Source organism: Synechococcus sp. HK01-R (assembly GCF_014217855.1).
Taxonomy (GTDB): domain Bacteria; phylum Cyanobacteriota; class Cyanobacteriia; order PCC-6307; family Cyanobiaceae; genus Synechococcus_C.
Genome location: NZ_CP059059.1, coordinates 778,629 through 791,592 on the forward strand (window position 1 = coordinate 778,629; position 12,964 = coordinate 791,592).

The window sequence follows — 12,964 nt, forward strand, 5'->3', positions numbered from 1 at the left end:
GCGTTGCACCGCCACAACCTGGTGGTGCACGAGAGTGCCCTGCCTCATGGGCAGGGCTGGAGCCCGATGACCTGGCAGATCCTGGAAGGTGCCAGCACGATCCCGGTGACCTTGTTTGAAGCCACTGCAGCACTGGACGCCGGGCCGATTTGCCTTCAGCGCACAATTGATCTGCAGGGAACGGAGCTGGTGGACGAGTGGCGAGCCCTGCAGGCGGAAGCGACCATCGCCCTCTGCCTGGAGTGGCTGGATCGCTGCGCCGAAGTGCTCGATGAAGCTCGCCCCCAGCAGGGTGAGGCCAGCCACTACCGCCGCCGCCGCCCGGCCGATTCCGAGCTGGATCCCCAGCGTTCCCTGGCTGAGCAGCTGAACGTGCTGCGGGTGGTGGACAACCAGCGCTACCCGGCTTTCATGGAGCTGCGGGGCCGGCGCTATGAGCTACTGATCCAAGCACCGCCTCTAGGATCTCCTCAGCCCCCTGGCCCTTCGTCGCCATGACGGCCTTCACCGACGAGCGCGATCTCGACCACCCCGTGTCTGCAGAGGTGGAGCAGACCATCCGCGATGTCTTGAAGGAGCACCTGAGCAGCCAGGGGCTTGCAGGCGTGCTGGTGAATCCGGGCCTCGATCACGACGGCGACCCGGTGCTCTTTGTGCACGTCAAGTTCCGTCTTGTCGAGCCCGGTATCAACCCACGCCAGCTCAGTGACAGTGCCATCTCCCTAAGGAGGGCGCTCTGGGCGATTGGCGAACGCCGTTATCCCCATCTTCGTTACGATTTCCACGACGATCAGCGCATCCTGGGCACGGAGAATTGGTGAGTGGCTCTCTCCAGTGATCTGATCGCAACGGCACGGCAGTTGGCCCATGTGCATCAACGCCGGCCTCGCCAGGCCGATCTACGGCGATCGATCAGTACGGCGTATGACGCCGTGTTCCACGGATTGGCTGAAGTAACCGCAATCCGCTTGGTTGGCACAAGTGGTGCTGCCCAGAAAACACCCGCATGGTCACGCGTGTACCGGGCGCTGAACCATCAGACAATCAAGAAAGCTTGCGGCCTCAAGGAAGCGCAAAATTATTCCCAAGATCTTGCTGTTTTTATCGACCTCTTTCCCAGTCTTCAGGAGCGACGTCACCAAGACGTTCAAACAGTTCCACGCGATGAACAGCTCGACTTCATTGCCCTTGGCATGTCACGCCGGAGCTTGGGCTGATGGCCTTCACGCTCCGCGAACATCTCCTGGAAGCAGCCCCGTGGCAGCAGCTGCAGTTGCTTCTCGATGCCTGTTTCCCTAGGCCACCCCGCGATGTGTTCGAGCGGGTGGTAGCCGCCAGTCACCGCCGCCAACGCCTCTGGCTTGCCCAATCCCCAAGCGGCGAGCTGCTGGGCATGGTGATGCTCAGCCCCCACAGCAAAGGTGGCCACCTCGACAATCTGGCCGTGGCACCCGCAGCCCGTGGTCAGGGGGTTGGGCAGGCCCTCGTGCAACGCCTGCTGGTCGATACCGCTGGCAGCACTCCTGCCATGGTGAGTCTCACCACCCGCATTCCTGAGTTCTTTGAGCCACTGGGCTTCCAGCCCTGCGGAAACTTGAATGATGGCTCCACAGCCATGCTGGTGCTCTTGCCACAGCCCAATGCACACCCTGCGCTTTGATCAGCCCAACCGCGCCATGACCATTCACATCGCCGGCCGACCGATCGGGCCGGAGCATCCACCCTTTGTGATCGCCGAAATGAGCGGCAACCACAACCAGAGCCTGGAGCGGGCCCTGGCGATCGTGGAGGCCGCTGCCTGGGCAGGAGCCCATGCGATCAAGCTCCAGACCTATACCGCCGACACAATCACCCTCGATGTGCGTGGTGGGGATTTCGAAATCAACGATGCCGACTCTCTCTGGGCCGGTCAGAACCTGCATGATCTCTACAAGCAGGCTCACACTCCCTGGGAGTGGCACGCCCCGATCATGGCGCGAGCCCGTGAGCTCGGCTTGATCTGCTTCAGCTCGCCCTTTGATGAAACGGCCGTCGACTTCCTGCTCGAGCTCGATGTGCCGGCCTTCAAGATCGCCAGCTTTGAGAACAACCACCTGCCCCTGATCGAAAAGGCGGCAGCCACTGGCAAGCCTCTGATTATCTCCACCGGGATGGCCACGCTGGGAGAGCTTGAACAAGCTGTCGCGGCAGCGCGTGGGGCCGGTTGCCAGGATTTGGTGCTGCTCAAGTGCACCAGCACCTACCCCGCCACCCCGGCCAACACCAACATCCGCACCATTCCGCATCTAAGGGAGCTGTTTGGTTGTGAGGTGGGGCTGTCTGATCACACGATGGGCGTGGGTGTGGCCGTGGCATCGGTGGCGCTTGGCGCCACCGTGATCGAAAAGCATTTCACCCTCTCGCGAGCGGAAGGGGGAGTCGACAGCGCCTTCTCACTGGAACCTCAGGAGCTGGCTGCATTGGTCCAGGAAACAGAGCGCGCCTGGCAGGCTCTTGGCGGTGTGCGCTACGGCCCCACTGAGGCAGAGAAAAAAAGTCTGGTGTTCCGCCGGTCGATCTACGTGGCGGCGGATATGGCCGCTGGGGATCTGTTCACAGAAGACAATCTCCGCATAGTTCGTCCTGGGAATGGCGCACCTCCGTCCCTGTACCGCCATGTGCTGGGAAGGCCGGCACGCCAGGCCTACCAAAAGGGCACGCCCCTCACTTTTGATCAGTTGCTCTGAGTGAGCGCTGCATTCACTAACTGTTGCCAAGAGTGCAGGCTGGCATCGAGCCTGTGTTCTGCTGCCATGGTGCATCTTGGCCGAGGCGGACCTTCCAGCGCCTCGATCACTCGGGCGGTGAGAGTTGTTTGGTCGTCGAGATCGACCCACAGCACATGCTCAGGATCCTGCACCACGCCTTGAGTGGCTTCGGTTTGGTTGACGCAAAGGCGGGCGCCGCTGGCCGCAGCTTCAAACAAGCTCCAACTCGTTACATACGGGCGAGTGAAATAGCAATGGAGGTTGCTGCGCTGCAGCAGTGATCGATACTGCACGTATGGCATGAGGCCGGTGAAGTGCAATCGCTCACGACCTGAAAATTCACCGAGCTCATCCAGCAGCCGATCTTTCCAGCTTCCTCCGTGGCTCGGGGCGTCATAGCTGTAGGCCCGGCGATCTCGCCCAGCGATCACCACATGCAGCTTGGGGATGGCCTGGAGTGCAGCAGCAGCGGTGCGGAGAAATTCCGGAAAGCCTCGTAACGGTTCCATGCCCCGCGTTGCATAGCTCAGTAGTGGTGTGTCTGGATCCAGTGTGAGGGGTGATGGCAGCTCTTCCCCCTCCAGGCGAATAGAGCGATGATCGATGTCGGGATCAGGATGAAAGAATCCGGCGTCAATGCCATCAAACACCACGCGTAGTTTCTGTTGGGTGCATGCTGGAAATTGCTGCTTTTGCCACTGTGTGGGCACCACGCCAATGTCGCAGCTGTTGAGTTCATCCAGGATCGGGAGATTGCGCATGCGCGTTTGCAGTTGTTCGTTCAATCCGAACTCTGCAAGTAACCAGCGGGTGGTTTGTGGCTGGAAATACCACTCGAACAGGCCAATGTGAATGGCTTGTGGGAGCAGGTCTTTCACAAACAAACCCAGCCCCATGCCGCCATGGCTGATCACCAGCCTCGGGTTCAATCCCTCCTCCATCAGGGCATTGAGGCTTCGCAGCACCGCTTGGCCTTTGAGCACGGCTTCTTCTGTGGCCACCAGGTAGTGGTGGGTGCCGGCATTCGGGCTTCGGTGCAGCTGGAACTGCCGAATCGTGACCCCAGGGATCGGTTGTGTGTTGGCATCGTCGCGTGCCGTCAGAAAAATCACCCGGTGTTGCCCGCTTTGACCCAGCGCTGCGGCGAGGTGGCGGAACTGGGCGGGGTAATTGCCGTGGATGAAAACGATGTCCAAGGCGGTGCTGCCGGTAGGGCTTGATTCTCCCCTGCCAGGATCTTCTGCAGTGGCGTGAGCGCATGCGGATCCTCTTCGTGCACCAAAGCTTTCCTGGTCAGTACCGGCATGTGATCCGGGCCCTGGCCTCTCAGGCCAACCATCAGCTGGTGGGTCTGGGTATTGAGGCACTCCAGGAACCCATCCCTGAGGGAGTCCGTTATGGCCGCTATCCCTTGACGCGTGGCACTGCACAGGATGTGCATCCCTGGGCTGCGGAAACTGAAACCAAGGTGATTCGTGCCGAGGCCTGCGCCAAGGCGGCCCATCAACTGCACCAGGAGGGGTTCATCCCAGACCTGATCTGTGCCCATCCAGGTTGGGGCGAGGCCCTGTTCTTGCGCGATGTCTGGCCCGAGGCTCCCCTGCTCAGCTATCAGGAGTTTTATTACAACGCGCGAGGCTTCGATTACGACTTCGATCCCGAGTTGCAAGGGCCACTGGAATGGCAGGCTTGCGCCAATCTGCGCATGAAGAATGCGAATCCACTGCTCATGCTGGAGTCGAGCAGCTGGAACGTCACCCCCACCGCCTTTCAGCGCAGCAGTTTTCCGGCCCACTTCCATAGCCGTATCAGCGTGATCCATGACGGCGTTGATACCCGGCTTGCCGCACCCGACGCAACCTCGGCTCCGCTCCAGCTCGACGACGGCACCGAACTCCGTCGTGGTGATCCCCTCATCACCTTTGTGAACCGCCGCATTGAGCCCTATCGCGGTTGCCTCACGTTCATTCGTGCGATTCCGCTGATTCAGCGCGCTTGCCCTGAAGCTCGCATCATCGTCGTCGGTGGTCATGAAGGTGTCTCATACGGCAAGGCACCGCCGACTGGGACCTGGCGTGATCTTGCCCTGGCTCAGATTCGCGGTCAGTACGACGCGTCACGGGTGCATTTCACGGGCAACCTGCCCTATGGCACTTTCCTCAAGCTCTTGCAGCGCAGTGCCTGTCATGTGTATCTCACCTATCCCTTTGTGTTGAGCTGGAGTCTGTTGGAGGCGATGAGCATCGGTTTGCCAGTGGTGGGTTCAGCGACGCCCCCAGTGCAGGAGGTGATCCGTGATGGCCACAACGGGCTGTTGGTTGATTTTTTCTCATCTCAGCAGTTGGCTGAAGCCGTGGCCGAGATGCTCACGAAGCCAGACCATGCCGCGGCGCTCGGCGCGGCGGCACGCCAGACCGTTCTCACCAACTACAGCCTGGAGCGTTGTGTGCCCAGACATCTTCAATTGATGCAGCTGGTGGCAGACCGTGTGCTTCAGGCGTCGCCCTGATGGGCGTAGAGGGTGGCGTATCGCCCACCCAGCTCCATCAGGTCGGCGTGTGTGCCCTGTTCGCTGATCTTGCCTTGATGCATCAACACAATGCGATCGGCACGGCGTACGGTACTCAGGCGGTGGGTGATGAAAAACACCGTTTTTCCTCGCAACTGATCCTGGAGATTGCGGCAGACCGTGGCTTCAGTGTCGTAATCGAGTGCGCTGGTGGCCTCATCAAGCACGAGCAGATTTGGATTCTGAAGCAGGGTTCTGGCGATGGCGATCCGCTGGCGCTGGCCACCGCTCAGGCCCGCACCCCTCTCGCCCAGCTGCGTGCCATAACCATCTGGCAGTTCCATGATGAAATCGTGGGCCGCTGCCGCCCGAGCCACGCGAATCACCGTTTCCGTGTCTGCTTCAGGCAGATTCATGCAGATGTTGTCGCGAATAGTGCCTTCAAACAGCAAACAATCTTGCGGCACGATGCCGATCTGCTGACGCACACTGCTGAGATTCACTTTGCTGATGTCATAGCCATCGATCAGGATGCGCCCTTCATTGGGTTCATAGAGGCGCGGTAGCAATTTCATCAGCGTGCTTTTGCCACTGCCGCTCTGGCCCACGATGCCCACGAAGCTTCCCGCTGGTACGGATAGCTCGACTCCGTCGATCTGATAGGGGCCTTGTGTGTTGAAGCGGAAGCGCAGCGCTTCAAAGTTCACATCACCTTGAATCGGAGGCAGTGAAATCTGACCTTCATCACGGTCTCCAGCTTCAGGCACCTGATCAACAATGTCGGCCAGTCGCTCCATCGAGATTCCCACCTGCTGGAAGCCCTGCCACAGACTGGAAAGACGAAGGATTGGACCCGTGACGTAGCCGGCGATGATCCGGAAAGCGATCAGTTGGCCCAGGCTTAATTCACCATTCACCACTTGATACACACCCACCCAGATGATCAGCAGGGAGCTCAGTTGGTTGAGGAAGTTGCCGACTTCACTGGCACTACTGCCCAGCACAACACTTTTGAAGCCTTCAGCGATCTGGCCTGAGTAACGCTCTTGCCAGCGCCAGCGTGAGTTGAGCTCGAAATGCTGAGCTTTCACCGTTTGGATGCCGCCCAGGGTTTCAATCAGATGGCTCTGGGTGCGTGCTGCATATTGGGCCTGGTGGCGAATCAGTCGCCGATACACCGGGGCAATGAACAGGATCAGCACCACATACAGCGGCACCGTGCCCAGGGCGACCGCCGTGAGCAAGGGGCTGTACATCAGCATGATCAGGATGTAAATCGTGGCGAACAGCAGATCCAGAGCACTGGTGATGGCTGTGCCCGTCAGAAAGCCCCGCAGGTTGCCCAGTTCACTGAGGCGCTGCGAGAGTTCGCCCACCGGTCGTTTCTCGAAGAAACGCAGTGGCAAGCGCAACAGCTTGTCGATCACCTGGCTGCCCAGCAGCAAATCCATTCGGTCGGTGGTGTCGATGAGCAGCCAGGTGCGCACCGCCGTGAGCAGCCCCTGGAACAGGGCGGCCGCCACAAGTGCCGCACCGAGCACCTGCAGAGCAGAGAGATTGCTCTGGTTGATCACCTTGTCGATGATCTGCTGCAGCAGAAGCGGGTTGGCGAGCTGGAACAACTGGATGAAGAGCGATGCCAGCAACACCTGGATCAGGGGCCATTGGAATCGTTGGATCACCGGAGCGAACCAGCCCCAGCCGAACTGCCGTTTGGGCGTGTCGGCTAAGCGTTTCACCAGCACCACCTGCACCATTTCGCCCCAGCTGGCTTTGGCCTCCGCCATGGGCCGTTTGATCCAGCCCTTTTCCGGATCCGCCAGCATCACCTGCCCTTTGCCGACCTCGGCCAGAAGGGCGAAATGGCCTTGCCAACCCACCAGAACCGGCAGCTCAAGACGATGCAGTTGCTCGAACTTCACACTGCCCACCTGGGTTTGCAGACCCATCGACTCCGCCAGTTGGCCGATCGTGTGAATGGGTACGCTGCCGCTCCGTTCCGCTGATCCTTCGAGCACCCGTTCGATCACATCGACGGGGCATGGCGTGTCGTAGGCCCGAGCCAACATGCGCAGTGTTGCCAGGTTCGCGCCTACGGGGCCTTTGCCTTGGATCGGTTTGAACCCTTGGAGATCGGCTTGGTTTTTCGCTTCCCGAAGGCCCAGGTCACTCAGATCCAATACCTGGCCGGGTTGCCAGCGTTGGTCATCACGGAGCGGATGGCTGTCATCGCTCCCAGCACTCTGAGGATCAGGTGTTGGGTGAACCCCAGCCGAGGTCTGCGGCTTGGCATCACAGGGTCTCCACGTCCAGAAACGCAGGTCCAGGTTGCTGGCGCTTCTCAGCTGTTGCTGTTGTTCAGGGCCCAGTGAGCAGCCCACCAGATCCTCATGGCCCGGGAGGCAAGTACTCAGCAAGGTCTGGCTTGTATGGCCGCTACGTGGTTCGGATGGGTCAGAGCTGGGCGAGCTGCTGTCCAGTTGTTGGAGGATCCAACCACAGGCGTCATCGGGTGGGTGCGACAGCCGTTGGAGATGGCACGTCAGAACAGCTGCGCCCTCGCAGCGGCTCCAATGGCGATCAAGCCCCTCACGCAGCCCTTGATCGCGGCGGATGAGTTCGAGCAGAACTTTCAGTGGGAAACCCAGCACGCGGCTGGGTCGGCGGGCGATCGCGCCTTCGCATGGGGCCTGACGCAGCAGACCCACCACACCGAGCAAGGAGCCGGCTTCCGCCCGCCCCACACTGAACAGATCTGGCCCGAAGGGTTCCTTGGCCAGAAGTCGCAGGGCGCCTTCGAGCACCACAAAGCCGTGGCTTTCCAGAGATCCCGCCCGTAGAAGCGTTTGCCCCTGGCGGAGGTCGATCACCTCCGAGGCTTCGGCAAGCGCCCTGAGGCTCTGATCTGATGCATCAGACAATTCCCGCACGGTGCGCAGGGCTGCCTGACGATCCAGTTCGGCAACGGGCACGGTCATGTGGGAAAGGTGATGCGCTCGAGCATCCTGCTGCATTCCTCTTGCAACCAGGATTCGAAGGCCTGGCGCAACAGCACCGTCCGCAGTTCATCGTTGAAACTGCTCGGCTGGAAGCCGACCAGGGAAACCACAACCACAAGGCTGCCGATCTGGATCGGTCGAGCCACTTTGCCCGGCTCGCAGTGTCTCAGCACCTCCAAGACGGGGGCTTCCAACTCCGCGACCGGCACCGGCCCACGCAAGGCGGTGGCGTCAGGGCCAGCCCCGGGAAATTGACGCGCCAGGCTGTCCCAGCTTTCCTCCCCATCTTTGAGCCGGAAATAGATCTCCTGCATCACGTCGGCATCAGCGGCTTCTAGCCGTTGATAGGTCACGGTGTCGAACTGATCTTTGTGCTGCAGATACAGGCTTTGAGCCCGGGGCCCCCAGCGTTCTTCTCGGTAACGCACCACTTGATGCGGTCGGCTGATCATCTTGATCAGCAAGGCTTCATTGATATGGCGTTTCTGCAAGTGGTCGAGGAAGGCCTCGTCACTCTCCAGGCCATTGCTCAGCCTGTAGTCACGAAGCAGATCAGATTGTTCTTCGCTGGAGAGCGGTGTTTCTGCCAGCACCTGATCCAGGAGCCATTCCTGCGCCAACCGAGGGATCGCACCCTGGCGGCGCATCAGGTCGATCAGTTCCTCGGTATTGAGATGCTGGTCTGCAATCACCAGCCCTGATTCTGTGTGCGGCACAGCTGGGGTTGTCGATGTCATGGCAATGGCGGCACTGCGTTCATTCATGGCTGACGCAGGCGTTTGAGGCTTTCACCCCGATTGGTGAACAAATCACTGAGCAGTTCGATCAGGCGTCGATCGCGAAGCTTAAGGTTGGTGGTGATGGTCATACCGGCCTGCAGGGGAATCACGCCGCCTTCGCGAGTTTTGAGCTGCGATCGCTCCAGGCTCAGGTCCACAGGGAAGTGGTATTGCCGGATCAGTTCATCAGGCGGGAGGGCATCAGCTCCGATTCGCGTGATCTTTCCATTGATTTCGCCGTATTCCGTGTAAGGGAAGGAATCCACTCTCACCTTCACCGACTGGCCTGGCTTGATGAAGCCAATGTCTTGATTGCCCACGTTCACCTCTCCTCCTAAATTCCCCTTAGGCACGATTTTGAGCAGCGGCTCCGCATTCGTGGTCACATAGCGATCGTTGTCTGGCTTCAGGTCAAACACCGTGCCACTGATCGGTGCTTTCACGCGCTCATTGCGCAACTGGCTCCGAAGTTGATTCAGCTTTCCCTGTAATTCGGCCCGCCGCGTGTTGCTGTCGTTGATCAGTTCTTCGCGCTGGGTTTGCAGCTGGATCAGCTCATCGCGTTGGGTTTCCAGCTGGTTGCTCTGCTGCAGGATCTGCACTTCGCTGATAGCTCCACCCTGTTCCAGGGGCCTGAGCTTGTTAAGAATGCGCTCCGTCAGCGCGATGTTCCGTTCCAGGGTTTCCTGGCGCTGGGCGTTGCTCCGTAATTGGTCTTCAAGTCGCTCACGTTCCAGAGCCAGTTGCTGGCTCAGCGTTTCTTCTTCAGCTTTGGCGCTTTTCACGTCGAAGCGCAGCAGAAGCTGTCCTTCCCGCACCTGCTCACCGTTGTTCACCAACACCTGGGCGAGTTGGCCATTCACCGGGCTTTTCACCTCGACGCCACCGCGCTGCGGCACCAGCCGCCCCTGCACGGTGATCACCTCGTCGATTCGGTAGAACCAGGCGGTGGCGAATGCGGTTGCCCCCAGGCCCACGAGCGAGAGCAGGAAGATTTGCCCCCATTTGGAGGTCTGCCGCACCATCACCGTGTGTTCCTGCGGCAGGAGCATGAAGCGCCGCTTCTGCCGTGTACTCAAGAACCCGGGCCGAAAGTCATCGGCATAGCCTACCGGTCGTCGCCAGGAGCCACTCCATGACCGCTCGCGATGTTCTCTTCATCAGCCTCGACTCCTGTCGTTACGACACTTTTGCCGCAGCCCATCGAGCCGGATTGCTGCCCCATTGCGCCGCTGTGGGCCCCTTGCATCGGGCCATGGCCCCCAGTTATTTCACCTATGGCAGCCATGCCGCGTTCTGGATGGGCTTCACCCCCGGAGTGGTGGGGAGCGCTGAGCCCTGGCTCAACCCCAAGGCCGGCAAGCTGTTTCGGATGGCCTATGCCGGCCACGGCGGAAGCGATGGCAAGCAGAGTTTCCAGCTGCAGGGGGCCAACCTGATCGAAGGGTTTCGAGCTCAGGGTTACCGCGCCATCGGCAGTGGTGCGGTCGATTGGTTTGACCCTGCCTCCGACACGGGTGCTGTGCTCGGTGCACCCTTCGAGCGTTTCCATTTCGCCGGGAATACCTGGAGCCTGAGGTCTCAGCTGGCCTGGATTGAGGCGGAGCTGGAGGCCACTCCGCCGGATCAGCCGGTGTTTGTATTTTTGAATGTGGGCGAAACCCATGTGCCTTACTGGCATGAGGGCGCCAGCTGGGAGCGTTGGCCCAGCCCCTGTGTGCCTTTCGGCGGCGAGGGCTGCAGCGCTGCCCTCAGCGCTCAACGGCAGCGGGCTTGCCTGGAGTGGGTCGATCAGCAGCTGGCCCCCCTGATGGCGCGGTTCAGGCAGGGCACCACCCTGATCTGTGCCGACCATGGCGACTGCTGGGGCGAGGACGGTCTCTGGGAGCACGGCATCAGTCACCCCGCCACCCTCACCGTGCCTTTGCTGTTGCGGGTGCGAGGCACTGCTGTGGCTGGCACCACGAGCCCTAAGACCAGCCCCAGTCGATTCCGTAGCGTTCTTTCACGCCTGAAGCGGTGGCGGCGAGCTCGTGTCTGAGCTGTTGCCGCAACGCTGGTTCCACCGCTTGTGCTTCTCCTCGCCCTGCATTCGCCCGGGGTAGTGGCATCGGTAGGGGGCGCCGCCGCAGTTTGAGAAAGCGTTGAATCCGATCCCACACCATCGCCGTGTGATCAAACAGGTCTTCGCTTTTCAGGATCAGCATCCGCCGTTTTGGGAACAGGGCTTCATAGCGATCCAGTTGTTCCAGATAGCGGCTGCGGGCCACATAGCTGTGCTTTTGCTGGCTGTAGGCGCTGCCGCTCGCCAGACGCTCCGTTTCTGCGGCCAGGGCTTCTGCCGGCTCCAGGGGTTCAAAACCATGGCGCCTGGCATGGAACACCTGCGACAAGGCCCGCTCTGCCGGATCTCGCAGCAGGGCAATCAGGCGCACGCGGGGGAGGAGTGCTTGGATCCGCGACGGCGCTTCGGGGTGGAAGAGGTAGTAGGGCGTGATTTCTCCACGTCGCTGCCACCAACGGGCCTGTTGGAAGTGATCGGCATACCAGGCGGGCGGTTGATCGCTGTGCAGGCTGAAGTAGTGCACCTCTTTGCACGCCGGCAGAAACACCCCCGGATGCTGCTCGAGCAGGCGTTGAAGACTTGTGGTGCCCCCTTTTTGCGTGCCGATCACCAGGAAATGGGGCAATGGCTTCGCTCGACGACGCCAGCAGCTCATCGTTTGAGCACGGATTCCAGGGTGGTGACCACACGCTCCAGATCCAACTCGCTCAGGCCTGGATACAGAGGCAGGCTGATCGCTGAGCGTCCATAGGCCTCGGCCGCCGGGAAGTCGCCGGCATTGAAGCCCAGCTGTTGGTAATAGGGCTGCAGGTGAACAGGGCTGTAGTGCAGTTGAACGCCGATGCCTGCCGCTCGCATCCCTTCAAAGACCTTGCGATGACGCTGGGCGTCATCATCGTCCAGTTGGATCACGGCCAGATGCAGGGCGGATAGGCAATCGTCTGGAATCGCCAACAGTTGCACCGGAAGTGTCTCCAGCCTGTCCTCATAGAGGCGATGAAGGCGGTTGCGTTCTGTCACCACCGAGCCCAGCCGTTGCAGTTGACTCATCCCAAGCGCGGCCTGTAAGTCGGTCATGCGGTAGTTAAAGCCGAGCATCTGTTGCTCGTAGCTCCAGGGCCCGGCAGCCTCCTGAACGAACCGCTCCGGATCTTTGGTGATGCCATGGCTCCGCAGCTGACGCATGCGTTCGGCCAGCTCCGGGTCGTTGCAACACACCGCCCCACCTTCACCGCTGGTGATGATCTTCACCGGGTGAAAACTGAACACCGCCGCATCACTGAAACGACAGCTGCCGACTGCCTCTTGTCGATAATGCCCACCGATGGCGTGGCTGGCGTCCTCCAGGATTTTGACCCCGTATGGGCGCACCAGCGCAGCAAGGTCGGCCATCGCGCAGCTGGTTCCAGCCAGATGCACCGGCACGATCAGATCCGGAAGCCGCCCCGCTGCGGCAGCGTTGCTGAGTTTGCATTCGAGTGCTTGCAGGCAGATCAGGCCTGTGTCGCCATCGATGTCCACGAACTCCACATCAGCGCCGCAATACCTTCCGCAATTCGCCGAGGCCACAAAGGTGATTGGCGTGGTCCAGAGCAGTCCACCCGGGCCTAACCCCAGAGCCAAACAGGCGAGATGGAGCGCGCTGGTGGCGCTGTTCACCGCCACCACAGCGCTGGCGCCTACGGCGTGAGCCAACCCCTGCTCAAAGGCCGGCACCGCTGGGCCCTGGGTCAGGAAAGGACTCCGCAGAACTGCGTCCACCGCAGCGATGTCTGCTTCGCTGATCGTTTGACGGCCGTAGGGAAGAAAGGCTGGGGTCACAACGGCGAGCGGTTTAGCGTCCACCCATCCTCTCAGTGACGTCT

The 12,964-nt window shown here is 60.7% G+C and carries 13 protein-coding genes; 7 read left to right on the forward strand and 6 right to left on the reverse strand.

Annotated elements, in window-relative coordinates; translation table 11 throughout:
* Positions 1-66: 66 nt before the first annotated feature.
* Genes H0O21_RS04055 through pseI form a run of 5 tightly spaced genes read left to right on the forward strand, consistent with a single transcriptional unit; the run spans position 67 to position 2,726 of the window.
* A complete protein-coding gene (locus H0O21_RS04055; protein WP_221625468.1) occupies positions 67-498 on the forward strand; it encodes a hypothetical protein in 432 nt (143 codons plus the stop codon).
* Positions 495-821, forward strand: coding sequence for a hypothetical protein (locus H0O21_RS04060; protein ID WP_185190476.1), 327 nt, complete (start codon positions 495-497; stop codon positions 819-821). Before H0O21_RS04055 ends, H0O21_RS04060 begins: the two co-directional genes overlap by 4 nt.
* A complete protein-coding gene (locus tag H0O21_RS04065) occupies positions 822-1,217 on the forward strand; it encodes a hypothetical protein (protein WP_185190477.1) in 396 nt (131 codons plus the stop codon).
* Complete coding sequence (locus H0O21_RS04070) at positions 1,217-1,660, forward strand: GNAT family N-acetyltransferase (RefSeq protein ID WP_185190478.1); 444 nt, start codon at positions 1,217-1,219, stop codon at positions 1,658-1,660. The genes H0O21_RS04065 and H0O21_RS04070 overlap by 1 nt, the downstream gene beginning before the upstream one ends.
* A complete protein-coding gene (gene pseI, locus H0O21_RS04075; protein WP_255441123.1) occupies positions 1,641-2,726 on the forward strand; it encodes a pseudaminic acid synthase in 1,086 nt (361 codons plus the stop codon). The genes H0O21_RS04070 and pseI overlap by 20 nt, the downstream gene beginning before the upstream one ends.
* Here the strand turns inward: pseI and H0O21_RS04080 are convergent.
* Positions 2,714-3,943: a glycosyltransferase gene (locus tag H0O21_RS04080; RefSeq protein ID WP_185190479.1), complete on the reverse strand. Its 1,230-nt coding sequence runs from the start codon at positions 3,941-3,943 to the stop codon at positions 2,714-2,716. The genes pseI and H0O21_RS04080 overlap by 13 nt on opposite strands.
* Before the next feature lie 20 nt (positions 3,944-3,963).
* Between H0O21_RS04080 and H0O21_RS04085 the strand changes: the two genes are divergently transcribed.
* Complete coding sequence (locus H0O21_RS04085; protein WP_370523081.1) at positions 3,964-5,256, forward strand: glycosyltransferase family 4 protein; 1,293 nt, start codon at positions 3,964-3,966, stop codon at positions 5,254-5,256.
* On the opposite strand, the gene H0O21_RS04090 is transcribed toward H0O21_RS04085, so the two are convergent.
* From H0O21_RS04090 to H0O21_RS04100, 3 genes are read right to left on the reverse strand one after another with little or no spacing between them, the layout of a single operon-like run.
* Complete coding sequence (locus tag H0O21_RS04090) at positions 5,241-8,234, reverse strand: ABC transporter transmembrane domain-containing protein (protein WP_185190480.1); 2,994 nt, start codon at positions 8,232-8,234, stop codon at positions 5,241-5,243. The genes H0O21_RS04085 and H0O21_RS04090 overlap by 16 nt on opposite strands.
* The gene (locus tag H0O21_RS04095; RefSeq protein WP_185190481.1) at positions 8,231-9,019 is read right to left on the reverse strand and encodes a hypothetical protein; all 789 of its coding nucleotides are present in this window, start codon (positions 9,017-9,019) and stop codon (positions 8,231-8,233) included. The genes H0O21_RS04090 and H0O21_RS04095 overlap by 4 nt, the downstream gene beginning before the upstream one ends.
* Entirely contained in the window at positions 9,016-10,086 is a 1,071-nt protein-coding gene (locus H0O21_RS04100) for an HlyD family secretion protein (RefSeq protein ID WP_185190482.1), read from the reverse strand. Before H0O21_RS04100 ends, H0O21_RS04095 begins: the two co-directional genes overlap by 4 nt.
* Before the next feature lie 83 nt (positions 10,087-10,169).
* Here H0O21_RS04100 and H0O21_RS04105 point away from each other — a divergent pair, with 83 nt between their 5' ends.
* Positions 10,170-11,075, forward strand: a complete 906-nt coding sequence (locus H0O21_RS04105) for a hypothetical protein (RefSeq protein WP_185190483.1) — start codon at positions 10,170-10,172, stop codon at positions 11,073-11,075.
* Here H0O21_RS04105 and H0O21_RS04110 read toward each other — a convergent pair.
* Entirely contained in the window at positions 11,005-11,754 is a 750-nt protein-coding gene (locus H0O21_RS04110) for a sulfotransferase domain-containing protein (protein ID WP_185190484.1), read from the reverse strand. The genes H0O21_RS04105 and H0O21_RS04110 overlap by 71 nt on opposite strands.
* Complete coding sequence (pseC, locus tag H0O21_RS04115; RefSeq protein ID WP_255441124.1) at positions 11,751-12,944, reverse strand: UDP-4-amino-4,6-dideoxy-N-acetyl-beta-L-altrosamine transaminase; 1,194 nt, start codon at positions 12,942-12,944, stop codon at positions 11,751-11,753. The genes H0O21_RS04110 and pseC overlap by 4 nt, the downstream gene beginning before the upstream one ends.
* Positions 12,945-12,964: the final 20 nt, after the last annotated feature.